This is a genomic window from Caldicellulosiruptor kronotskyensis 2002, assembly GCF_000166775.1.
Lineage (GTDB): Bacteria > Bacillota > Thermoanaerobacteria > Caldicellulosiruptorales > Caldicellulosiruptoraceae > Caldicellulosiruptor > Caldicellulosiruptor kronotskyensis.
Genome location: NC_014720.1, coordinates 530,074 through 554,221, shown reverse-complemented (window position 1 = coordinate 554,221; position 24,148 = coordinate 530,074). Strand labels below are relative to the sequence as shown.

The following is a 24,148-nucleotide window of genomic DNA, read 5'->3' as shown; positions in this document are numbered from 1 at the left end:
AAGTTCTACCTAATAACAAAGGAGCTGAATACAGTGATTGCCGAAATATTCGCTGTATCAATAATTGCAGGTTTTGTAGGCTCACTTCTGGGAATTGGTGGGGGGCTTATTGTCATCCCTTTTTTGTCAATTGTATTCAAGTTCAATATGCACCAGGCTGCTGCAGCCGGGCTTGTGTCAGTCATTGCAACATCGTCTGGAGCTGCGTCTGCATATGTCAAAGATAAACTTACCCATCTCAGAATAGGAATGTTCTTGCAGCTTGCAACAGTCATTGGAGGTGTACTTGGAGCAATCTTGAGCGGTATTCTGCCTGCAAAAGTTTTGTCACTCATATTTGGAGTTCTGCTTTTATACAACTCGTTTTTGATGATAAAAAATAGAAAGTCTGATGAAAAGCCACAATCTTCAAGTTTTCAAATCTCCAAATGGGCAAAGAAGCTTAAACTTTACGGAAGCTACTTTGACAAAATCCAAAACAGAGAAATAGAATACAGTGCACAAAATATTGCAGGTGGCTTTTTGATGATGATATTTGCAGGAATACTTTCTGGGCTTTTGGGTATTGGTAGCGGGATTTTCAAGGTTTTAGCACTTGACACTATAATGAAACTGCCTTTTAAAGTATCAACTGCAACAAGCAACTTCATGATGGGCGTGACTGCACTGGCCAGTATTAGCATATATCTTGCAAGAGGCGATATTGTATACGATGCATGTGGAGCTGTTGCAGTAGGTGTGCTTTTCGGTTCATTGCTGGGAGCAAAGGTTATGCCTTACATAAAATCAAAGTATCTTCGTGTTGCATTTGCTTTAGTTCTAATCTATACCTCAATTGAGATGATAAAAAAGGGGTTGTTTTAGATGGAAAATAAAAAAGTAACCACAATGGAAGACATAATAAGTATTGTTTTGAGAGCTGGAGTGCTGCTGAGTATAATTGTTATCTGTGCAGGACTTTTTCTGCATATTGTGCTAAAACTTTCTGCAGGAAGCCTGATTATAAAAACAGGGCTTTATATTCTTTTTCTTACTCCCTTCGCAAGACTTGTTGTATCTTTATTGATGTTCTTGATTGAAAAAGATTTGATATACTTTGCTATAACACTTTCTATAATTCTAATTATAATAGGAAGCAATTTACTTGTATCAATTAATTTCTAAAATATTTGCTAAGAGTGTAAATAGCCACAGGGCTCAAATCTTCCCCCGTGGCTCTAATTATTTTCTGCATAAGATTCAGTATACTATTTTTATCTTACTAAAAGTTTCTTGTTAAATACATTTTTGAGAGTCAGTAAAATGTTATATACCCAGACAACAAACAAAATCCAGACAAAAGACTTTACAAAAAGATTTAACAACAAAAAATTGTAACTTGAATTAACTTTAAAAGTTGCAAGAACAAATATACCAATAGGGAAAATATATGCCCAGTATGCAAGGCTAAATGGAATTTTTATTTTCAGATTTTTCAGCAGTAAAAAAACCAATGCCATTAATACCCAAAATCCAAATCCCCAGAGTATTGTTGTCAGTACGTTAATCAAAGCTGGTAAAGCTGCATTATCAATTGTCCCTGTAAGTTTGAGGCTCTGCACAAAGCCCTTTAGAGCAACAATTGAGGCACCAACAGGTGCAAGAAGAATAAACATTGTTGGAAAATGACCTTTTTCAATAGGTTCTTGTAAAATAAACCTTCCTTTGATAATCGGCAAATAACTTAAAAATAGCATAAATCCTATTCCAAACATAGTCAAATTTATGAAGGTTATTATGCTTTTTTCATTGCCATCAACTACACTTCTGTTTATGATTTCATTGCCAAGTATAGGTACTATTATATTTCCAACAGGTGGCATAAAATACGCAAAGTTTAAGAGTGAACCTGGTATTTCTCTGTGAGAAAGATGAACTAAAAATGTTGTTATTGAAAATATTATCATAAGAAAGCTTCCTAAATAGAATGAATACCTTGCAAAAGCGACTGAAAAAATTTTCCCAAAGAACTGCTGGTTAATTAAAATATTTAATCCTACAATCAAAAGGGAAATTGGCATTGTAGCAAAATAGTTTGATAAAAGAGGATTTTCTATATCCTTTTTTACACTTTCAAATCCTATAAACCATTTTAGAAACCAGATTAAAAAGATTATTGCAAAAAATACAATGTTAATCAAGGCAAAAGTAATAGACAAAAAGTTATAGCCAACAGCTTTGAAAAGATTTGTAATAATTCCAGTTCCCATACAAACAACAAACCATGACGGATAAAAGTTTTTGATGATACTTTTCATTTTTCTCCACCTTTCATAATTGTATAAGAATATAATTATATTATAATGAATAAGTTCTTTAATTTCAATCAAAATTTTCAAACAGAGAAAATAGTATTATAATTTTCTCATGAGCAATACATTAATTTGTGTTTTGAAACATCTTTATATGAAAGGATGATTAATATGATTCCTCTTTGGGAAAACCAAGATGATATTCCTTTTTTTGATCCTGAAAACCCGTTTGTTCCTCATCTTGTACCTTATACACTTGAAAGCAGTAACAAACTCTCGTGTATAATTGTATTTCCGGGGGGTGGATACACCCACAGAGCCCAGCATGAGGGCGAACCTGTCTGCAAATGGCTAAACTCCATAGGAATTTCGGCTTTTTTGCTAAATTATAGAGTCTTGCCCTACAAACACCCTGCTCCTCTTTTGGATGCCAAAAGATCAATTAGACTTGTAAGATACTTTTCAAAAAAATGGAATATTGACCCAAATAGAATTGGTGTTTTGGGCTTTTCTGCAGGCGGGCACTTGGCGTCTTTGGCTGGTACACATTTTGACAGTGGCGACAAGAAAAACAACGACCCTGTTGAAAGAGTTTCCAGCAGACCCGACTGTATGGTTCTGTGTTATCCTGTTATAAGCCTTGCTGAGTATGCCCACGAAGGTAGCAAAAAAGCTCTGCTTGGTGAAAACCCCGACCCAGTTTTGGTGTGGACACTTTCATCCCACAACATGGTTTCAAGTAAAACACCGCCAACATTTTTGTGGCATACAAGCGATGATAGTAGCGTCCCTGTAGAAAACTCTCTCTTGTTTGCAATGGCTCTAAAAAAACACGGGGTACCGTTTGAGCTTCACATTTTCCCTCACGGAAGACACGGACTTGGTCTTGCCAACGAGACTTTATATGTCAAAGAGTGGACAAACCTCTGCGAAAAATGGTTTGAAAGCATAGGGTTTATAGGATATAATGTTTGATAAGAAAAGATGTAATTTAAAACTTACAAGAAAGGGATTGTAAATGTTTCTTAGAAAAGAAGGTAGAAGAGCTCAGAAAAAGTTAATCAAGGAAAATAAGCTTTTAGATGCTGCTTATAATCTTTTTATTGAAAAGGGAATAACAGCCACTGCTATAGATGAAATAGTTAAAAAAGCAGGCGTTGCAAAGGGAACCTTTTATCTTTATTTCAAGGACAAGGAAGATATTCTTGAAAAGTTAATTCTCAAAAAAAGTAGTGAGATTGTCAAAAAAGCATTGCAAGAGGTATCTACAAGAGAATTTTCGTCTTCTGTTGACAAATTTCTTTATTTTCTTGAGTATATTATTGACTATTTAAGTAAAAACAGAGTTCTTTTTAAATTTTTAAAAAAGGATTTTTCATGGGTGTTTTATAAAAAGATTACCGAAAATGAACAGTTTGCAGAATTGAAAAGAGCAAAAGAAATGTTTCTAAAAAATTTTAATACAAACTATACCCAAGAAGAACTTGAGATAGTTGTTTTTATGATACTTGAACTTGTCAGCTCGCTCACCTATTCAAGTATTGTAAATGACGAGCCTGCTCCAATCGAAAAGGTAAAACCTCTTCTTTTGTCCACAATTCGAAAAATTCTTGAAAATTGAATTTCACAATTTCTTAATCTCCTTTCACAATCTTTTCACAATTTGTTCACACACCATCTCTTTTTTTGCCTTATAATAGATATTACAAAAACTGCACAGAAGGAGCTTAAAAAACTGCGATGGACACAGCCTTGATTTCAAATAAGACAAAGATTATAAAATCAATATTTGCACTTGGCACAGACATTCATTTTATTTTTTACCAATCAAACTTTGAAAGTGCATTTGATAGAGCTTACAAACTCATTTTAGACATGGAAAATAAGTTGTCAGTTTTCAAGCCTAAAAGTTTGGTCTCAAAATTAAATAGATATGGAAGTTATATACCTATAAAGGTTTGTCCTGAGGTTTATAATCTCATAAAAAAATCGCTTGAATATAGCAAATTTTCAGAAGGCTATTTTGACATAACAATAAAAAGACTTATGGACCTGTGGAAAGAAGCAAAACAAAAAAATAAGATGCCGTCAAAAGAAGAAATAGAACTTGCTCTCACTTTTTCAGGCTCAGAAAATATAAAGCTTTTACCAAACTACAAAGTAAAGCTCAAAAACAAAGTCAAACTTGACTTTGGAGCTATTGCCAAAGGCTTTGTGGCAGACAAAATACGTGAGATTTTTGAACAGGAAGGTATAAATTCAGCAATTGTCGACCTTGGTGGGCATATACTGACAGTTGGGAAAAAACATGATGAGAGCCTTTGGAAGGTGGGAATTCGGCATCCTTTTAAAACAAGAAAAGATATACTGGGTTTTTTAGAACTGGGTAGTACTTCAGTTGTAACATCCGCAAGTTATGAAAGGTACTTTACAATTGATGGTAAAAAACTTTCACACATAATCAATCCAAAAACAGGATTTCCTGTAAAAGATGACATTGCAAGTATAACCGTTGTTGACACAAACTCAACATTTGCAGATGCGATGTCAACTGCTCTTTTTGCAATGGGATTTAAAAAGGCCATAAATTTCATACAGGACAGCAAGACTATTGAAGCAGTGGTTGCTACTTCTTTTCGAGAAATATATATAACACCAGGGCTTGCACAAAGGTTTACCCTGTGTGATAGCTCTTTCAGAATTATTAAGACAAATGAGGTGATTGTTCTGTGAGAAAAAAAGTAATGCCAACACAAATACTAAGGTTTTTCATCCAGCTTATTTCATTTATTTTCTTTCCTCTTTCTTTTGCAATGCTTCTATCTCAAATAAAAAGTCTGTATTTAGCCTTTTTGGGCAAGGAAAACTTTCAATTTAATCAGAACTTTATAATGCTTATTGTAACCCTGATTATCACAATCTTTTTGGGAAGGTTTTTTTGCGGCTGGGTATGTGCGTTCGGAAGCATTTTAGAATGGATACATTTTTTGGGCAAGAAAATCTTTAAAAAGACATTTGAAATGCCTAAAAAATTAGATAGCTTTCTTAAAATGATAAAATACCTTGTGCTTGTGTACCTCATTGTAATTGTGTGGACGTTTGGAAAAACTTTTTATGCTGACCCCTGGGATGCCTTTGACAACCTGCTTTCTTTGAATTTTGATATAAAGACATACTTGCCAAGCTTTGTATTTTTTGTGTTTGTATTAATCTTGAGCCTTTTTGTAAACAGAGCCCATTGCAGATACTTCTGCCCACTTGGTGCAATCTTCAATATAATCTCCAGAGCAAAACTTTTATTTGTCAAAAAGGTAGACAAAAACTGTGGAAAGTGCAGAATATGCACTAGTGCTTGCCCAATGGGAATAGATATGAACAATGTCGAAAATTACAAAGGCGAGTGCATAGCGTGTGTAAAATGCGTTGAAAGCTGTCCAATGTTAAATATTGAGCTGAACATCGCAAAGACCAAAATAGACCCACGGTATACCTCTGCCGCAGCCATTGCAGGCGTGTTTTCAGTTGCAAGCTTTTTTGCTACTGCTTCTTCTATTGAACTATTGAACCAAAAATTTACATCTTCAAAATCTTCAACAACTTTTTCACAAAGTATTCAATCTGAAAATAACACGGGCTTGCAAGAAAATCAAACTGAATCAGAAAATACAGGCCTTGCTACACAAAATTCTCAGGAAACTACCACACAAAATTCTGCCTCTAAAATTTACAGAGATGGAACATATACAGGCGAAGGTTTTGGATACAGACCAGGGCTTGTTGTTCAGGTTACAATCAAAAACGATAAAATTACAGATATCCAGATAATCTCTCATCACGAAACACCAAGCTTTGCACAGCTGCCATTTGAGATCATTCCAAAAGAGATAATAGAGTCTCAGTCAACAAATGTTGATATTATCTCTGGTGCGACAAGAACGTCTTATGGTATTATCATGGCAGTTGAAGACGCACTCAGTAAGGCAAAAATTGAAAATGATGAGTCGGCACAAAATTAAAATACACGGGCTGCTCAAAATTAAGAAAGTTTAGCAGCCCATTTTTTTCGTTTGTTATCTTTTAGCTAACCCATGGGCGGTTAAATTTATCCATGCTCAGTAAATACTCTGCAAAACTTCTCTGTTTAAACTCAATATTTTCAATCCGCAAAACAGGGAAAATACCTGCTATGCTGCTTGTAATAAAGCACTCATCCATATCTTTGATATCTTCTATTTTCAAAAAAGCTTTTCTTACTATATATCCTAATTTTTCAGATACTCTTATTACATGTTTTCTTACAATGCCGGGAAGCAGTCCGCACGAAATGTGAGGTGTGTAAATAACCTTATCTCTTCTAAAAAAGATGTTGGCAAACGCTGCCTCGCATATAAAACCATCTTGATTGAGAAAAAGACAGCTGTCAAATCCTTTGTTTTTGGCACTTTTTTCTTCTATCAAATTCACACCTATATTGGTAGTTTTTATGTAGTTAAGTATATTGGCTTTATCCTTTCTTGTGCGTGCGATTTTCAGCTCAAATCCCTTTTGGAAAAGAGCTCTGCTGTATCTTATTTCCTTTTGCTCCAAAATCAAATTGCCATCAACATATAAAACCCTCATCCCACCATAATCTCTACCACAAGAAACCATATACCTTTCTATAGCTTGTTTGAACTTTTCAAACTCCAAATCAAACTCAACTCCAAGTATCCAGAAGGCTCTTTTAAATCTTTTAAAGTGTTCAAACAAAAAATGCACACCTTTTTTGTCAAAATAAACTGTCTCAAAAGGAATCAATACAAAACTATACCACCGAAAAAACTCTTCCAAAATTCCTGCCTCCTTTTTACATAAATGTTAAATTATTAATTCCTAAAATTTCTATAAACGGTCTTCCTTTGTGGATTGTCTCCCACCACTCTTCCTCTTCTTGAGAGTCCCAAACAATTCCGCCCCCAACACTAAAGTATGCTGTGTCCTGTTCTATAACAAGCGTTCTGATTGCAATGTTAAAATCCATGTTGAAATTGTTTGAGATATAACCAATAGAACCACAGTATATCCCCCGCGGACACTTTTCAAGCTCCTCTATAATCTTTATAGCATTCAGTTTTGGTGCACCTGTTATTGACCCGCCTGGAAAGGTTGCTTCAATTATCCTTTTTAAATCTATACCATCAAGAAGCTTTCCCTTTATAGTTGAAACAAGATGAAAAACTGTTGAGTATTCTTCAACATCAAAAAGTTTTTCAACCTCAATGGACTCTGGCAAACATATCTTAGCAAAATCGTTTCTCTCAAGGTCAACAATCATCAAAAGCTCTGACCTGCACTTTATATCGTTATATAGCCGCTTTTTTAAAATTCTATCTTCTTCTGGGGTTTTTCCACGTTTAGATGTACCTTTTATTGGTTTGGTTATGAGGATATCTCCTCTTTTTCTTAAAAAAAGTTCGGGCGATGTTGATATTACAGATGCTTTTGGAAGCTTTATATATGCATGGTAACAGCCATAGTTACTTTTTCTGAGGTTAAAATACAAAAAGTCAGAGTCAAATACTCCTTTTACAAAAAAGCGCTGTGAAAGATTTACTTGGTAAACATCACCTTCAAAAATATAATTCTTTATTCTTTTCACCGCTTGCATGTATTCTGACTTTTCAAAGTTGCACCAAGCTCTTTCAATGCAGGTTCTTTTAAAGCTTGGCAGAGCAAGGTTTTCACTTATTAGGATCATTTCGAATTCTTGTGCTAAAGCTTTAGATGTAAAAGAAGCATATGTCTTTTTTTCAAAGTGGTCAATAACAACAAAATCTTCAAAATATCCAAAATACGCTTTGGGGATAGGAGAAGTATCTTTTTTTCTTTCAATTTCAAAAAGGTCAACACCAAAGTTGTAAGAAAAATATCCTGCAAAACCTCCATTGAAGATAAAGTCAGAAGGGCAATATTTACTTGTTATTTTATTTGAAAGTTGGTTTAAATACTCAAAAACATCATCCTCTTCATCTAAGATATAAACTTCTTTGGGCTTTAAAAACAAAAAAGAATATCTTCCATACCTTTTGCTTAACATACTGCTCTCAAGCAAAACTGAAAAATCGGTTTTCAGATGACAAAAAATCAAAAATGGGTCAACTACTGTGTTATAAACCAAAATCTGCACTTAAATTCTCACCCTTTTAAAAAATTTTTAAGCATCAAAAGCCCATGCTGAGTTGCAATTGATTCAGGATGAAACTGCACACCTTCTATTTTAAACCTTTTGTGTCTTATACCCATAACCTCTCCCTCTTTTGATACTGCTGTGATGGTAAGCTGCGTGCTGTCAACATCATCTATCACAAGAGAGTGGTATCGCACAACGCGCAGAGGGTTTTTGAGATTTTCAAATACTCCTTTTTGGTCATGAAATACTGTATCTACAATCCCATGCATAGGCCTTCTTGCTTTTTTTAGTTTTGCCCCAAAGAACATGCCAATTGCCTGATGTCCAAGACATACACCAAGAATACTTTTTGACTCTTTAAATTTATCTATGATTTCAAACAAAATTTTATCGTCAGTAGGTCTTCCTGGTCCAGGGGAAAGGACAATGTGAGTAGGGTTTAGCTGCAAGATTTTTTCTGTGGTAATCTTATCTCGGTTTATTACAGTGGTAGACACCTTGAGTCTTAAAAAATAGTTATAGAGATTATATGTAAACGAATCAAAATTGTCAACAATCAAAACCTTCATTGTAAAAACACCCTCTTTACCTGGCCGGAGACTATATTTTGATAGTATCCTTTTTGATACCTTATATCAAAAAAGTGCATTCTTGTACTCTTCTACTTTTCACTATTATACTATAACTTGCAAAGGCACACATCAATATTTTGCAACCTTCTGCCAAATTAAAGCTATTCACAAATTTCAAAAAAGGATTATAATTTTACTTACCTGAAAATTTTGAAAGGAGTTGAAAATTGAAAATGGCAAAATCAAAGGTGTATTTCACAGATTTTAAAACCAAACCGGGGTACAATATGCTTGACAAGCTTGAAAACCTTGTGAAAAAAGCAGGAATTGAAACAATAGATTTTAAAAACAAGTTTGTTGCTATCAAGGTCCACTTTGGAGAACCAGGCAATCTTGCGTATATAAGACCAAACTACGTTGCAAGGATTGTAAAACTTATCAAAAGTCTTGGTGGCAAGCCTTTTGTAACAGATGCAAACACACTTTACACAGGAAGAAGGAGCAATGCTTTAGACCATTTAGAAGCAGCTTACGAAAATGGGTTTAACCCGCTTGTGCTTGGCTGTCATGTAATAATTGCAGATGGGCTAAAAGGTACAGAGTACAGAGAGATTGAGGTGAATCTCAAGCACACCCAAAAAGCAAAGATAGGTTCTGCCATCGCAGATGCTGATATTATAATTTCAATGAACCACTTCAAAGGTCATGAGATGACAGGGTTTGGTGGTGCAATCAAGAACATTGGAATGGGCTCAGGCTCTCGCGGTGGAAAGCTTTTTATGCACTCATCCTCAAAGCCGGTTATAAAGACATCAAAATGTGTTGGCTGCGGAATGTGCGTCAAAAGCTGTGCTCAGCTTGCTATAACTTTGAATGAGAAGAAAAAAGCTGTCATTGACTATGAAAAATGTGTTGGATGTGGTCAGTGCGTTGCAGTTTGTCAGTTTGGCGCAGCAACTGTAAGATGGGATGAGGCAGCATCAATCGCAAGTGAAAAGATTGCTGAGTATACCTATGCAGTTTTAAAAGACAAACCCAATTTTCATATAAACTTTATAATGAACATTTCACCTGATTGCGACTGCTGGTCACACAATGATATTCCCATTGCACCAGACATTGGCATTGCAGCATCATTTGACCCTGTTGCACTTGACAAAGCATGTGTTGACCTTGTAAATAGTTCTGCATTCACACCAGCTGGGTCTGCATTTGAAAAGGCAAAACATATTGAGATTGACGGCAAAATTGACAGATTCAAGAGTATTCATCCTGACACAGACTGGCAAGTAGCACTAAAACATGCTCAGGAGATTGGACTTGGAAGTATGGAGTATGAACTTGTAAAAATATAGAGATGCTTGCTTGCCAAATTGCTGGTTTTCTGATATGATAAAAATAATTATAATAAGAATAAAATTAAAAAAGCTGAATTCCTGTGTAAAAAGCACAGGATAGGGGGGACCCATTTTTTGGGGTGAATCAAGGCATTTTTGCCTTGTAGGGCAAACGTCCCTTTCTGCCCGAACCCGTCAGCTAACCCCCGAAGCTTTGAAAGGGAGGTTTGTTTTTTATGAATGTAAAATTTAATCAAAAGACTCACATTCTTGAGATTGAGTATCAGTTCAGGGATGTTGAAGAGCCAAATCTTTTCAGGAACATCTATCCTTACAATGAGGTACCAAGGCTTGTTTTCAACCACAGAATTGTGCCAATGAATGTTCCTGAGCGGCTTTACATCACAGACACAACTTTCAGAGACGGCCAGCAATCACGCTCACCGTACACTGTTGATCAAATTTGTAGAATTTATGACTACTTGCATGAACTTGACAATGGGAGTGGCGTTATTCTTCACACAGAGTTTTTTTTGTACTCAAAACAGGACAAAGAAGCAGTTTTAAAGTGTTTAGAAAAAGGTTATGATTTTCCAAAAGTCACCGCTTGGATTCGGGCAAAAAAAGAGGATTTTGAGATTGTAAAGAGCCTTGGTATCAAGGAAACAGGAATTTTGGTTTCATGTTCTGACTATCATATCTTCAAAAAATTAAAGATGACAAGAAGTCAAGCAATGAAGCAATACTTAGAAATTGTGTCGGCAGCTTTAGAGGCAGGAATTATACCACGCTGCCATTTTGAAGACATCACAAGAGCTGATTTTTACGGATTTGTCTTGCCGTTTATTAATGAACTTATGAAACTTTCAAAAGAGGCAAATATGCCTGTGAAAATCAGAGCCTGTGACACACTGGGGCTTGGATCACCAATACCGGGTGTGGCTCTCCCAAGAAGTGTGCCTCAAATAATCTATGGTATTGTCAACTATGGTGAAGTGCCATCTGAGTGGCTTGAATGGCACGGGCACAACGATTTTTATAAGGCAGTCATAAACTCAACAATGGCATGGCTTTACGGTGCTTCAATGGTAAACACCTCACTATTGGGAATAGGTGAGCGAACTGGAAATACACCATTAGAGGCAATGGTGATGGAATATATTCAGATAAGAGGCAGTGCAGATGGCATGAATGTTGCTGTGATATCTGAAATTGCTGAGTATTTCAAAAAAGAAATCGGGTATGAGATTCCTCCAATGACGCCTTTTGTCGGTGACAACTTTAACGCAACACGGGCAGGAATCCATGCAGATGGACTTATGAAAGATGAGGAGATTTATAATATATTTGATACAGGAAAGATTCTGGGGAAGCCTCCTAAGGTGATTATAGATGCATACTCAGGCATTGCAGGAATTGTAATCTGGATAAATAGGTATTTCAAAGATAGCGGCATTGACATTCAGGTTGACAAAAAAGACCCAAGGGTTCAGAAGGTCAAAGAGTGGGTAGACAGTCAATATGAAAATGGAAGAAATACATCAATAAGTGATGAAGAGTTAAAAGAGGTTGTAAGTAGAATATTTGGACTGTAAAAAAACAAGCAAGGCTGCCACATGAAAACGGCAGCCTTATGTTGTATTAACAATCCTTTCTTGTGCTGGGGGGAAGTAATTTTTTATTTTTGCCCATATTTTGTCATGTATCTCTCATGAGCTCTTTTTACCTCATCAAGCGGAATCTCGATAGGCTGGCCCATCATCTTTGCAATAAACACTGTCTTTGCAACATCTTCAACCATCACAGCCGCTTTTACAGCCTCATCAACTGTCTTACCTATTGTGAAAACTCCATGGTTCTGAAGAAGAATCGCCGGACTTTCTCCTATATACTCAACTATCACCTTTCCTATGTCCTCACCACCAATTTGAGCGTACGGACCGCACGGAATCTCACAGCCGAACTCATCAGCAATTGCTGTCAAATACACCTTTATTGGCTGACCCAAAGCTGCAAACGCTGTTGCATAGTTTGAATGTGTATGAACAACAGCATTTATGTGCGGCATGTGTTTGTATACATAAAGATGAGTTAGTGTATCTGTTGACGGCTTTAAATCTCCTTCAACAACATTTCCATCCATGTCAACAACAACCATTTTGTCAGGTGTCAAATCATCATACATTACACCCGATGGCTTTATAACAACAAGGTTTGTCTCAGGGTCGCGTGCTGAGACATTACCAGATGTCCATGTGACAAGACCAAATTTTGGAAGATAAAGATTGTATTTGCAAACAATCTCTTTTAAGCTTTCAAGCATTCCTGTATTCCTCCTCTTGTAGAATTCCTGTAAATAATCTCACACTCTATTTCTTCACTTACATGCACTTTATTTTTCTTTATCATTGCAATAGTGGCTTTTGCTGCCATCTCACCAAGCTTTTCCTTAGGATGTTCAACTGTTGTGAGCTTTATATCTGTTAATGTTGCTAAAAGTGAATTGTCAAACCCTGTAACAGATATATCCTGGGGAATTCTAAATCCCATTTCTTTTAGCTTAACACAAAGAGGAAGAGCAATCTTGTCGTTGTAACAGACAACTGCATCAAACTTTTCTCTTGATATAACCTCTGCTGCCCTTTTGTGAACAAAATTGTATTCCTCACTTGTGAAAAAGATTGCATCAAATTCTACATTGGCTTCTTTGCAGGCTTTTTCAAACCCACGGTACCTTTTTATTCCTTGCAGGTCATCACCTTTGAACACACCAAAAAGTCTTTTACACCCATTTTTTATAAGGTTGGTAGTAAGTTTATATACAGCCGATTGGTCTTTTGTTATTATATAGTTTTGAGTCACTTCTTCTAAGATGGTGTTTATGAATATAACAGGTATGTCTTTTTGTATAAGCTTTTTGTAAAGTTCCAGATTTTTGGATGGCAGCGCACTTTTTGTGGGTTCTATTATAACAGCATCAATATTGGGGTTGTTGATTATACTTTCCAAGTGGTATCTTTCAAACTCGTAACTATTGTCTGTTGAAAATAGTAAAAGTCCGTAACCTTCATGTGCTATAACCTTTTCAATTCCCCTTATAATTAGTGGAAAGATATAGTCAGAGATAAATGTTGTAAGAACTGCGATACATTTAGAACTGTCTGCACTCTTTTTTGCAACAAACGTGCCTCTTCCTTTTAGCGATACCAAAAGCCCTTCAAATTCAAGCTCCATTATAGCTCTTCTTACAGTGTGCCGCGAAACTTTGAACTTCCTTGCAAGCATATTCTCTGAATAAATCTTTTCTCCCTCTTTAAATTTGCCAGAATTAATACCCTCAATTATGAAATCCTTTATCAATTCATATTTTGTCTTACTCATTTTACCATCATCTTGTATATACAAGTTTATTTTAATCATACCATTTCTAAATTTTCAAATCAATCTATAATTATAACCTGCAGGCTGTCGGAAATTGTAAAATTTTGAAGACAGCCTGCAAGTTACAAATTAAATGCATTTGTTACATTTTCGAAACTTCATCTTTTATCTCTTTTAGTCTCTTCATTACATCATTTGCTCCTCTTCCAAAATAGTCGTGAAGTGTTCTGTATTCTCTGTATAGCTTTTTGTAAACCTCATGGTTTTGCAGATTTGGTTTATAAGAATAGTCTTTAAGTTTTGCCATTTTCTTTGCAGCTTCAAATATGCTGTCATAACCACCTCTTTCTTTTCCTGCAGCAACAGCACCAAACATTGCAGAACCAAGTGCCGGTGTTTGAGGTGATGCAGAAACCTTTATTTCAAGCCCTGTCACATCAGCATAAATCTGCATCAAAAGCTCATCTTTTTCAGCAATTCCTCCACACGCATAAAGTTCTCTTACTTCAACACCGTGCTCATTGAAGTTATCAATTATTATCTTTGTGCCATATGCCGTTGCCTCAATCAGTGCTCTGTACATCTCCTCTGGCTTTGTAGTCAAGGTCATGCCAAGCATCATACCAGTGAGGTCTGCATCAACCAGAATTGACCTGTTACCATTCCACCAGTCAAGCGCCAAAAGACCACTCTGGCCGGGCTTGAGTCCCTTTGCTTTTTCTTTCAGTAGCTGATATATGTTGAGTCCTTTTTGTTTTGCCTCATCGTGATATTGAGCTGGCACGCAGTTTTCAACAAACCACTCAAAATGATCTCCAACACAGCTCTGTCCTGCCTCATACCCATAAAAACCAGGTAAGATTCCATCTTCAACATATCCGCAAATTCCTGGTACCATCTTCTCTTCATTCCACAAAAGCATGTGGCATGTAGATGTTCCAATTATCATTAGCATCTTGCCAATATCAGTAATCCCAACAGCAGGAACTGACACATGAGCATCAACATTTGCAATTGCAACAGCAGTACCAGGATTTAATCCTATTAGCTTTGCCATCTCTTCTGTGAGCTCACCAGCTTTTTGACCAATCGGGTATATATCGCGTGACAGCTTTTCATCAACAACATTTTCAAGCCTTGGATGAAGTGCTTTGAAAAATTCTTTTGAAGGATATCCTTCCCTCTTGCTCCAGATAGCTTTATATCCAGCTGTGCATGAGTTTCTCTTTTCAACCCCTGTCATCTTAAACACAATCCAGTCAGCAGCTTCTATAAATTTGTCTGCCTCTTCATAGACTTCTGGTGCTTCTTCTAAAATCTGCATGATTTTGGGGAATAGCCATTCGGATGAAATCTTTCCGCCATACCTTTGTAAGAATTTTTCTCCTCGCTCTTGTGCTATTTGGTTTAGCTTATTTGCATATTTTTGAGCAGCATGGTGTTTCCACAGCTTAACATAGGCATGAGGATTTGATTTGAACTTGTCTATCATGCAAAGCGGTGTTCCATCTTTTTTGATAGGAAGCATTGTGCAGGCTGTAAAGTCAATTCCTATTCCAATCACATCGTCTTTGGAAACACCTGCTTTTTTCAAGACATCTGGAACGGTTGTTGCCAAGACTTCTATATAATCCTGTGGATGTTGAAGTGCCCAGTCATGAGGAAGTTTTGTACCGTCTGGCAAGCTCTCGTCCATAACTCCGTGAGTGTACTCTTTCACACTTGTTGCAACCTCTTCTCCTGTCTCAACATTAACAAGCACTGCCCTTCCTGACTGTGTCCCAAAATCAATTCCTATACTGAACTTTGCCATAAAAATCCCCCTTTTCCCCTTTGCTTGTGCATACATGTTTCTTTAAAAATATAGTATCATATATGCAAAAAGAACAAAAGAGAAGGAGCAAAAAAAGTTGTACGCGGACAATTTAATGCTCCTTCTCTTTTAGAGCCTAAAATATTCTGGATTCAATACAAGTATCACATTGCCTTCATAATCAATTGTTGTTCCTAAAAGAAGTTTGTTGTTTTCCAGAAACTTGGGAAGAGGTTTTAAAACAAATTCTTCATTTTGCATTAGTTTTTCAACACATATAGCTATTTTTACACCCCTTATATTCAAAATTACAACTGAAAGTTCATCATCTTTTGTAAATCTTTTAACAACATCTTCACTACAAGAATCTTCCTGATAAAGCACATATGAAATGGGATAAAGGGGAATTGGTTCATCTCTTACATCAATAATAAGTTTATCAACATACCCATATACATTTTTCATACTTATTTTTACAGTTTCTTCAATATATTCGAATGGTATTATAAACTTTTGCGAATTATAAACAACTACAATACCCTGTGAAACAGCAGCTGTTGTTGGAATTTCAAGTATGAATTTACTTCCTTTACTTTTTTCTGTTTTAACTTCAACCTTTCCTTTTAACGCTTCAACAGTATTTTTAACAACATCCATTCCTACTCCTCTGCCAGAAATTTCATCTGCAATATCCTTTGTAGAAAACCCAGGTTCAAAAATTAATTTTATTGCTTCATCGGCTGTGAGACTTTTTGCCTTTTCCTCAGATAAAATTCCCTTTTCTATTGCTTTTTGTGTTACTCTTTCAATATCTATTCCTTTGCCATCATCAATTATCTCTATAACAATGTTCTGCCCCCTATAGTATGAAATAAGCTCTACTTTCCCATGCTCTGGTTTGCCAATCTTCTTCCTTTCGGAAGCACTTTCAATACCATGGTCTATAGAATTTCTGATTATGTGCATAAGCGGTTCGCTAAGTTTTTCTGCAACACCTTTATCTATTACCACATCATTACATGTAAATATAAATTTAACTTTCTTGCCTGTCTTTTTAGCAGTCTCTCTTACAAGTCTATTAAATCTTTTTACAACCAGCTCAAAAGGAATCATTCTTATCTTCATAATGTTATCCTGAAGAATCTCAGAGGTCCGATGTATAAAACGAAAAAGCTCTTTGAATTTTTTAGAAAGTTCAACATCATATTTTTCAAGTTCTTTTGAAAGATAATAAAACGTGCTTTTAGTTGTTATAATCTCACCAACAAGCCCAAGCATTTCGTCAATTTTTTCATAACTAATTTTTACTTCATTAAACTCAGAAGAAAGTGCTGATGTTGTCGATTCGATAATCTTTTCAATATTATCTTTCTTTTCAATTTTGTCAGAAAATTCCTCATTGCCTTCCTCTTTTGCTTCAAAATCTTTTTCAAAATATTCATCCTTGGTTTCTTTTTCTTCAACCTTAGACTTTAAAATTTCAGTCTCTATAAGACTTTCTTTTTCTTTTTCAAATAGTTCTAAATTAAATTCTTCCTCAATCTCAATATTTCTCTCTCCAGTTTTTCGTACCTCACTGAGACCAAAGACAATCTTTTTTATAACATCGCTTCCTTTAAGAAGAAAATCTATAACGTCACTGCTAACATTTATTGTTCTGTTTCTTATTTTTGCTAACACATCCTCAATAATCTGACATAATTTTGTAAATTCATTCATTCCTTCAAAAAATCCTGACAATCCTTTTATAGAATGATATTTTCTAAATAAACTGTTCACAAGCTCTTCATCGGTAACTCTTTCCTCCAATGCTAAAATTTCTGCTTCTATATTGTTGAGATACTCACACGACTCTGACAAAAAATCATCCAATATCTCAAGTTCATCTTCTTTTACTACAACTTTCATCAAATCACCATCCACTTTCGCATTCTTTATAATAGAAAAAATAATCATTTATTCTTCTTACATTGAATTTGTCAGAAAGCCTTCCAACAGATTCTGAATGCCCTAAAAAAAGATACCCTCCACAGTTTAAAATTTCATACATCTTGTCAATAACTTTTTTTCTCTGTTCATCACCAAAGTATATAAGAACATTTCGGCAAAATATAAAATCAGATTTTGAAAAAATAAAGTATTTAGCAAAATCAACCAAATTGTGATGTATAAACTTTATATTTCTCTTCATTTGGTCCTTAACTTTGAACTTACCATCATTTGTAATATCAAAATACCTATTCAAATAATGATGATGAACAAATCTCACATTTCTCATTTCATAGATGCCTAATTCTGCTATTTTTAATGCCTTTGTATCAATGTCAGATGCAAAAATCTCAAATTTAATCTCATCTTCTAAAAATTCATTTAAAATTATAGAAATTGTATATGCTTCATCACCTGTTGCACATCCCGCAACCCATATTTTTATTCTATCTTCTCCACTTTTCTTTTTAAACTCTATAACCTCAGGTAGTATCACTTCTGCAAAAGCCTTTAATTGTTCAAACTCTCTAAAAAAGTATGTTTCATTTACTGTCAAAAAATTTATAAAATCTTGAAGAACTTTTTCATCTGTCACAAGATTATAATAAAAATGACTCAAATCTTTTATAGTACCTTCATTTATTTGCTTTTTTAACTTTTGCAATACAATACTAATTTTCTGGTCGTTTAAGTATATCCCAGTTTTATCAAGAATAAACCTTTTTATTTTGTCAATCGAAGCAGCATCAATATCTTGTATCATATACTAATCTTTCCCCCATACGCTTATATTAATACCTATAGAACCCTTTTCTGTCGAAAATTTTATGTCAACAGATTCATATCTTGTCATCATTATATAGACTTCATTCCCCATAACAAGTGTGGGAGGAGTTATATCCACCTTTTCACCACCAAGTTCAGCAGACATATTATTTGCAATATATGCAGAAAGCATATTACCAAGTTCCAAAATGGTGCTTCTTGCCATGGGATCATCCAATGTGTTCAAAAACCCACCTGTCATAATGCTAACAAGTTCTTCTGCTATGTGTTCATTCAGTCCAACTATCACATATCCGTTAATTTTCCCAAGAAATCCTATTGTAACATTTACAGGATAGTCACTTTCATTATTTTCCTTTTGCTGATAATAAGAAAGCCTTATATCACTTACGCCAAACTGTTGCAGGATTGCAATGGTTGCATTTTTTACAGCTTCAATAATATTCTCATTCACCATTTAAATACCCCTTTCAAAACCAACCTCAATAAACATTTTTCCATACTCAAATGCATACTCAATTTTCTTTCTTTGAATCTTGGGCGAAACAATCAACATATTGTCACCAAGAAAAATTGAAGGTGGAGTTGGTCGCAAGATAGTATTATAGCTTTTTTTGCACTCAACTAATGTATTTCCTACAATCATGTTGAAAATCTCATACGCAACATCAAGGATATCACTGTTTGTAACAATATCCTGGTCATAGACCATTTTTACAAAATATGTGGAAAGTTCAAAATCAATACCTATTATTACTCTCCCCTTAATTTCCCCCATAATGCCCAAAACTCCAACAACACCAGAGTACCAAAATTCATCAAGTTCAGGAACAATTTCTTGTTTGTTATTTGCTTCAATATTAAAATTTTCTGAGATTATTTTTTTCAAAACAACATCAGCTATATTCAACGCTTCATCTATCACTTTTGCCTAACCCCCAAACGCCTTATTTATAGCATTTTGTATGTCCTCACTTTTGAAAGGCTTTCTTATAATTGCTACTATATTTGAAGGGTCATTCACATTTAAAAGTTCCTTATCCCCGATTGCACTTAAAAATATAACTTTACATGATTTATCCTTTTCGATAATTTTATTGTACGCTGCATCACCCTCTAAAACTGGCATAGTAACGTCCATGAAAATAAGGTCTGGCTTTAGTTCAAAATACTTTTCAACAGCTTCTTGCCCATTTGTTGCACAAAAACACACTTCATGACCTAATTTTTCTATCTCCTTTTTTAAAAGTTTGTGAATCATCGGTGAATCATCAACTATCATAATCCTTTTCATAACTGTTATCTCCTCCCTATTTTAATCTTCTTGCCCAATAAGCTCAATAAGTTTTTCTGCTATTTTATACGATGGAAGAACATAATCAGCACCACCACGCAAAATCGCCTCTCTCGGCATTCCAAAAACAATTGCCGTCTCTTCAGATTCTGCAATTGTAATACCGCCTCTTTGTCTTATTTTCACCATTGCATCAGCTCCATCATCACCCATACCCGTCATAAGCACCCCAATGGTATTTTCCTGAAACTTTTCCAGTACAGACATCATACATACATCCACAGATGGCATAAATCTATGTTCTGGTTTTTGTGTAAGTCTTATCCTTAAATCTTCAATATTTGTGCCGTATAAAGTAAGATGGTATCCGCCTTTTCCTACATAACATTTTGACTTTTCTACTTTCATCCCAGCTGATGCCTCAATAACTTCAATCTGGCAGTTTTCATTGAGTCTTTTTGCATACTGAGCAGTAAAAGTAGGCGGCATATGCTGAATTAGAAATACACATGCGTTCAAGTTTGGTGGAAGGTAAGGCAAAACATCCATAATTGTTTTGGGCCCACCTGTTGAAATACCTATAACAATAGCTTTAAATGGCTTTTGTTCTTCATGTTGAGTTGATATTGTCGGCCTTGCAGATACATCAAACATGGTTTTCTTGGCAAGTTCTTTCCTGACAACAAACTTTTTTGAAGATGTTGCTGCAGCTCTGACTTTTTCAATAATATCCTCTTTTACCTTATCAATGTCAAGTGAAATAGTTCCGCCAGGTTTAGGAACAAAATCAAATGCGCCCATTTCAAGAGCTTTTAAAGTAATCTCAGCACCTTCTTGTGTAAGAGAGGATACCATCACAACTGGTGCAATCTTTTTTTGCATCAAAATCCTCAGTGCAGTAAGCCCATCCATCCTTGGCATGTTGATATCAAGAGTTATCACATCAGGTAAATACTCTTCAGCTTTTCTGATGGCATCCTCTCCATCCCTTGCAGTTGCAATAACTTCAATCTCAGGGTCACTTTCTAAAATCTCTGTTAACTTTTTTCGCATGAAAGCTGAGTCGTCAACAACTAAAACTTTTATCATGAACCTTACTCCTTAAACCTTTGTCAAGTTTTTTATTCTTCAAGAATTATCTCAGGGTCAATTTGGATAATTAAATCATCGTTATGTTTTATTATAGCTTTTATATATTTTATATCCAAGTTGCTTAATTTTTCTTGCATTTGATCATCTTCAATAGAGTTATCAACCTCAATAATATTTTCCGCAGAAACCTTTGAAACACTCAATACCTTCTTTGCCAGAATTCCAAATCTTTCCCCTCTTAGCTCAACAATTATTACTCTGGATGAATCATTAATTTGTGTCTCTTCACCGTATAAAAGTATGCCAAGGTCAATAATAGCTATAATGTCTCCGCGCAAATTTGCAATTCCTTTTAAATACACTTTTTCGTTTGGCACTTTAACAATACTTGGTATTCGATTTATTTCTTTTACCTTCTGAATGTCTATTGCAAACTTCTGATTATTTATTTCAAACAGCACAACCTGTTTTTCATCACTGGTCTTCAACATTTCCAAAGCCTCTTCTCCCTGATTTTTAATCTCTTCATAAATAGCACTGCTAACTTTTTCAAAAATTTTGTTTATACCCAAAATAATAAACATTCTTTCATCAGATTTAATTGTTCCAGTAAAAATATCTTTATAGTTTGCAATTGTTGGAAGTGGTTTTATTTCATATTCGTTAACTGAAATTACAGACAAAATTTTGTCAACAATAAATCCAAATTTAAACCCTGAATTATATGCTATGATAATCTTTGTTTCATCATCTATTTCTTTGCTTTCTGCTTTAAGTAGTTTTTGAATGTTAATAATAGGAATTATTTCGTTTCTTAAATTTATAATACCCAGTATATCCTCACTCTCAGATGGAACTGTTGAAAAATCAGAAAATCGTATTATTTCTTGAATATTGGCAATATTAAGTGCATAGTTTTGACCATCAATTTGGACTAAAATATACCTTTCCTGTTTTAACACTTTTTGTTCAGTCTCCTCTGTCTTTGAAATGCTCGATTCTATGTTAATCTTCTGAAAAACTGAAAGTTCAAGGTTCTCTTCAAGGATTTTGTCAGTGTCAATGAACGTAATTAACTTATCTTCTTCCTTCTGCTTAATAACAGCCTTTACCTCTTCAATTGTTGTAACTTTACACTCGTTTACCTGCGATTGATCAATGCTGCTTATATTCAAAACCTTGTCAACAAGCATACCAATTTTTACGTTATTCTTTTCTATGATAATTATCCTTGCATCTTCACTTTTAATGTAACTTTCTATTCCGTACTTTTCTCTTAAATTTAAAACAGGAATAACATCACCTCTTAAATTTATAAGTCCTGCAACATGGCTTTTTGTAAGTGGAACTGGAGTGATAGATGGAACCTTTATAATCTCCTTTACATTGTCAAGGCTAAACGCAAAGTTCTGCTTGCCTATCTGAAATACAATTACATTTAAGTCAAGTGTTCCTATCTTGCTCATACTCAATCATCCTTTCGCTACATGGCTAAAATTTCTTCAGCCAAGCTTGCAACATCCTGTATAGCCGAAAGCAGTTCATCAGCACCAAGTCTTTGTTCATTTACAGCTCTTGTTGCTTCTTCAAGTGATGCAAGGTTTTCTTGTGCTGCTGCTGAAATATTCTCTATTCCTTTTGTAAGCTGCTCTAAAGCAGATTGGATCTGCAGTATCTCCATGTTGATAGAATTTGTTGCTTGTTTCATGTCCTTTATCATACCCATTGTCTGGTTTAAAATCTCTATGTCTCGTTTTGACTTTTCTACCATATTTGATGTCGAAAGAGTTAAATTTTCTATATCGCTTGTAAATCTTAAAACCTTCCTTTGAGTACTTTTTACTATATCTTTCATCTTTTGAGCATTTTCAGATGATTCATAAGCTAAGTTTCTAACATCATTAGCAACAACAGAAAATCCTCTTCCATATTCTCCAGCTCTTGCTGCCTCAATTGATCCATTTACAGAAAGCATATTTGTCTGAACAGTTACCAAAGAAATTTGCTCAATGAGTTTTTCTAAATCAGCAATATAGTTATCCAAACTTTCAATAAACTTCAAAACCTTGTTATTTGATTCTAAAACATTTGACAGATCTGATATAAGACCTACAGTTTTTTCAATTACCTCACCCATCTGGTCATTAAATGTATTGATTATATCATTTAACTCATTCGAAAGGTCTTTATTCTTTCTTGATTCTACTACTATTTCATTTATGTTGTTCCTTGCAAGGTTAGCGTTTTCAACCTGAATTTTTGACCCACTCTCAACCTGAGAAAATGCCTCGGCTATCTGGCTCAAAGACTGAGAAATTTCTTCAACAGCTGAGGAAAGCTCATCAGATGATGCTGAAATTTTTGTTGCATCCTTTTCTACAGCAGTTGAAACTCTCATCTCTTCTGCCAGCTGATTCAAATCTTCTGCTTTTTCACTTGCAATCTTGTATGCTTTCACCTGTTCATTTACTGTCTGGCTTATCTCTTCAATTGCAGCTCCTATTTGTTCTGATGCTGAAGCAATGTTTGTCATAAGTTTTAAAAACTCGTCCATAGAATTCGAAGTTCTCTGGGAAGACTTTTGTATTTCATTTGCATTTGTTAAAACTTTTTCGAAAATCCTTGTTGTCTCTAAAAGTTTTGTGAGAATTTCCTCACCTGTTGCTGCTTTTGAATTTTCATACTCAACAGACTCTTTTATCTCATTATCTATATTCTGAATTTCTTCATTAATCTTATTGACATTTTTGCTCACTGAATCTGTAAGTTTTTCAACAACCTCAGCTAAATTTCTTATTTCATCAGCAACAACAGCAAAACCTCTTCCATACTCGCCAGCTCTTGCAGCTTCAATTGCAGCATTTAGCGCTAAAAGATTAATTTGGTCAGCAATCTTTCCAACCGAAATCACAATATCATTTATATCCTTTGCAGACTCGTTCAGCTGTTTCATAAACTCGCTCGCCTGAAGTTTTTTGTAAGCAGAAAGCTTTACTTCTTCAATAATTTCATGAATTTTTCGTGTTGTGTCCATAACAGATATGTTTAACGTCTTTGCCCTGTCGACAAGGTCAATTGCATTTTGAAATGCTGTGTTTGCTGATTTTTTAATCTCATCTGTTGCAGTTTTTGACTCTTCAACAGCAGCCGCTGTCTCTTCTGCAGCTGCCGCAAGCTGCTCAACATTTTTATTTAGCTCCTCAACAGCTGCAGTTGACTCTTCAATCCCCGCCATAAGCTGAGCTGCTGCAGCGGCAAGTCTTTCTGAAAGCTGTTGCTGACGAAGAAGTACCTTTGTTTTTGCCTTTTCCTCTGCTTGTTTTTTGCTTTCAACCTTCTTTGTTGTAGCAATATCATTCTTCAAAAGCTTCTTTTCCATATACAAACCTCCCCACCTACAAAAATTTTTATTGACAATTTAAAA

General features: G+C 35.1%; 23 protein-coding genes and 1 riboswitch. Of the genes, 8 read left to right on the top strand and 15 right to left on the bottom strand.

Annotated elements, in window-relative coordinates:
• The first annotated feature begins 33 nt into the window (after positions 1-33).
• Both CALKRO_RS02170 and CALKRO_RS02165 read left to right on the top strand, forming a co-directional pair.
• Positions 34-864, top strand: a complete 831-nt coding sequence (locus tag CALKRO_RS02170; RefSeq protein ID WP_013429487.1) for a sulfite exporter TauE/SafE family protein — start codon at positions 34-36, stop codon at positions 862-864.
• Positions 865-1,164: a DUF1634 domain-containing protein gene (locus tag CALKRO_RS02165; protein WP_013429486.1), complete on the top strand. Its 300-nt coding sequence runs from the start codon at positions 865-867 to the stop codon at positions 1,162-1,164. It begins immediately after the preceding gene.
• Between the two features lie 89 nt (positions 1,165-1,253).
• Here CALKRO_RS02165 and CALKRO_RS02160 read toward each other — a convergent pair whose 3' ends face one another.
• Positions 1,254-2,297: a TDT family transporter gene (locus CALKRO_RS02160; RefSeq protein WP_013429485.1), complete on the bottom strand. Its 1,044-nt coding sequence runs from the start codon at positions 2,295-2,297 to the stop codon at positions 1,254-1,256.
• Between the two features lie 165 nt (positions 2,298-2,462).
• Between CALKRO_RS02160 and CALKRO_RS02155 the strand changes: the two genes are divergently transcribed.
• The 4 genes from CALKRO_RS02155 (at position 2,463) to CALKRO_RS02140 (ending at position 6,307) form a co-directional block, all read left to right on the top strand.
• On the top strand, positions 2,463-3,266 hold the full coding sequence (locus CALKRO_RS02155) for an alpha/beta hydrolase (protein ID WP_013429484.1): 804 nt from the start codon (positions 2,463-2,465) through the stop codon (positions 3,264-3,266).
• Positions 3,267-3,309: 43 nt separating this feature from the next.
• Complete coding sequence (locus CALKRO_RS02150; protein WP_013429483.1) at positions 3,310-3,912, top strand: TetR/AcrR family transcriptional regulator; 603 nt, start codon at positions 3,310-3,312, stop codon at positions 3,910-3,912.
• Between the two features lie 119 nt (positions 3,913-4,031).
• Positions 4,032-5,024: an FAD:protein FMN transferase gene (locus tag CALKRO_RS02145; RefSeq protein WP_013429482.1), complete on the top strand. Its 993-nt coding sequence runs from the start codon at positions 4,032-4,034 to the stop codon at positions 5,022-5,024.
• The gene (locus CALKRO_RS02140) at positions 5,021-6,307 is read left to right on the top strand and encodes a 4Fe-4S binding protein (RefSeq protein ID WP_013429481.1); all 1,287 of its coding nucleotides are present in this window, start codon (positions 5,021-5,023) and stop codon (positions 6,305-6,307) included. Before CALKRO_RS02145 ends, CALKRO_RS02140 begins: the two co-directional genes overlap by 4 nt.
• A gap of 61 nt (positions 6,308-6,368) precedes the next feature.
• On the opposite strand, the gene CALKRO_RS02135 is transcribed toward CALKRO_RS02140, so the two are convergent.
• Genes CALKRO_RS02135 through CALKRO_RS02125 form a run of 3 tightly spaced genes read right to left on the bottom strand, consistent with a single transcriptional unit; the run spans position 6,369 to position 9,029 of the window.
• On the bottom strand, positions 6,369-7,121 hold the full coding sequence (locus tag CALKRO_RS02135; RefSeq protein ID WP_013429480.1) for an aminotransferase class IV: 753 nt from the start codon (positions 7,119-7,121) through the stop codon (positions 6,369-6,371).
• A gap of 16 nt (positions 7,122-7,137) precedes the next feature.
• Positions 7,138-8,457: an aminodeoxychorismate synthase component I gene (pabB, locus tag CALKRO_RS02130; RefSeq protein WP_013429479.1), complete on the bottom strand. Its 1,320-nt coding sequence runs from the start codon at positions 8,455-8,457 to the stop codon at positions 7,138-7,140.
• Positions 8,458-8,465: 8 nt separating this feature from the next.
• A complete protein-coding gene (locus CALKRO_RS02125) occupies positions 8,466-9,029 on the bottom strand; it encodes an anthranilate synthase component II (protein WP_013429478.1) in 564 nt (187 codons plus the stop codon).
• A 236-nt stretch (positions 9,030-9,265) separates the two neighbouring features.
• Here CALKRO_RS02125 and CALKRO_RS02120 point away from each other — a divergent pair, with 236 nt between their 5' ends.
• Positions 9,266-10,387, top strand: coding sequence for a DUF362 domain-containing protein (locus tag CALKRO_RS02120; RefSeq protein WP_013429477.1), 1,122 nt, complete (start codon positions 9,266-9,268; stop codon positions 10,385-10,387).
• A gap of 61 nt (positions 10,388-10,448) precedes the next feature.
• Positions 10,449-10,599: riboswitch (cyclic di-AMP (ydaO/yuaA leader) on the top strand.
• Between the two features lie 6 nt (positions 10,600-10,605).
• Positions 10,606-11,964 (top strand): beta/alpha barrel domain-containing protein, encoded by a 1,359-nt coding sequence (locus tag CALKRO_RS02115; protein ID WP_013429476.1) that lies wholly within the window; start codon positions 10,606-10,608, stop codon positions 11,962-11,964.
• Positions 11,965-12,047: 83 nt separating this feature from the next.
• Here the strand turns inward: CALKRO_RS02115 and CALKRO_RS02110 are convergent, their stop codons facing one another.
• From CALKRO_RS02110 to CALKRO_RS02060, 11 genes are all read right to left on the bottom strand, one after another.
• Positions 12,048-12,692, bottom strand: a complete 645-nt coding sequence (locus CALKRO_RS02110) for an L-ribulose-5-phosphate 4-epimerase (protein ID WP_013429475.1) — start codon at positions 12,690-12,692, stop codon at positions 12,048-12,050.
• Positions 12,677-13,789: a GntR family transcriptional regulator gene (locus CALKRO_RS02105; protein ID WP_013429474.1), complete on the bottom strand. Its 1,113-nt coding sequence runs from the start codon at positions 13,787-13,789 to the stop codon at positions 12,677-12,679. The genes CALKRO_RS02110 and CALKRO_RS02105 overlap by 16 nt, the downstream gene beginning before the upstream one ends.
• A gap of 103 nt (positions 13,790-13,892) precedes the next feature.
• The gene (locus CALKRO_RS02100) at positions 13,893-15,563 is read right to left on the bottom strand and encodes a ribulokinase (RefSeq protein WP_013429473.1); all 1,671 of its coding nucleotides are present in this window, start codon (positions 15,561-15,563) and stop codon (positions 13,893-13,895) included.
• A gap of 129 nt (positions 15,564-15,692) precedes the next feature.
• Complete coding sequence (locus CALKRO_RS02095; RefSeq protein WP_013429472.1) at positions 15,693-17,471, bottom strand: chemotaxis protein CheA; 1,779 nt, start codon at positions 17,469-17,471, stop codon at positions 15,693-15,695.
• 4 nt (positions 17,472-17,475) lie between these two features.
• The gene (locus CALKRO_RS02090; protein ID WP_013429471.1) at positions 17,476-18,315 is read right to left on the bottom strand and encodes a CheR family methyltransferase; all 840 of its coding nucleotides are present in this window, start codon (positions 18,313-18,315) and stop codon (positions 17,476-17,478) included.
• A gap of 3 nt (positions 18,316-18,318) precedes the next feature.
• Positions 18,319-18,795 (bottom strand): chemotaxis protein CheX, encoded by a 477-nt coding sequence (locus CALKRO_RS02085; protein WP_013429470.1) that lies wholly within the window; start codon positions 18,793-18,795, stop codon positions 18,319-18,321.
• The gene (locus CALKRO_RS02080) at positions 18,796-19,263 is read right to left on the bottom strand and encodes a chemotaxis protein CheX (protein ID WP_013429469.1); all 468 of its coding nucleotides are present in this window, start codon (positions 19,261-19,263) and stop codon (positions 18,796-18,798) included.
• Positions 19,264-19,269: 6 nt separating this feature from the next.
• Positions 19,270-19,632: a response regulator gene (locus CALKRO_RS02075; RefSeq protein ID WP_013429468.1), complete on the bottom strand. Its 363-nt coding sequence runs from the start codon at positions 19,630-19,632 to the stop codon at positions 19,270-19,272.
• 21 nt (positions 19,633-19,653) lie between these two features.
• On the bottom strand, positions 19,654-20,721 hold the full coding sequence (locus CALKRO_RS02070) for a protein-glutamate methylesterase/protein-glutamine glutaminase (RefSeq protein WP_013429467.1): 1,068 nt from the start codon (positions 20,719-20,721) through the stop codon (positions 19,654-19,656).
• A gap of 32 nt (positions 20,722-20,753) precedes the next feature.
• Positions 20,754-22,190, bottom strand: a complete 1,437-nt coding sequence (locus CALKRO_RS02065) for a chemotaxis protein CheW (protein ID WP_013429466.1) — start codon at positions 22,188-22,190, stop codon at positions 20,754-20,756.
• 17 nt (positions 22,191-22,207) lie between these two features.
• Positions 22,208-24,103, bottom strand: coding sequence for a methyl-accepting chemotaxis protein (locus CALKRO_RS02060; RefSeq protein WP_013429465.1), 1,896 nt, complete (start codon positions 24,101-24,103; stop codon positions 22,208-22,210).
• Positions 24,104-24,148: the final 45 nt, after the last annotated feature.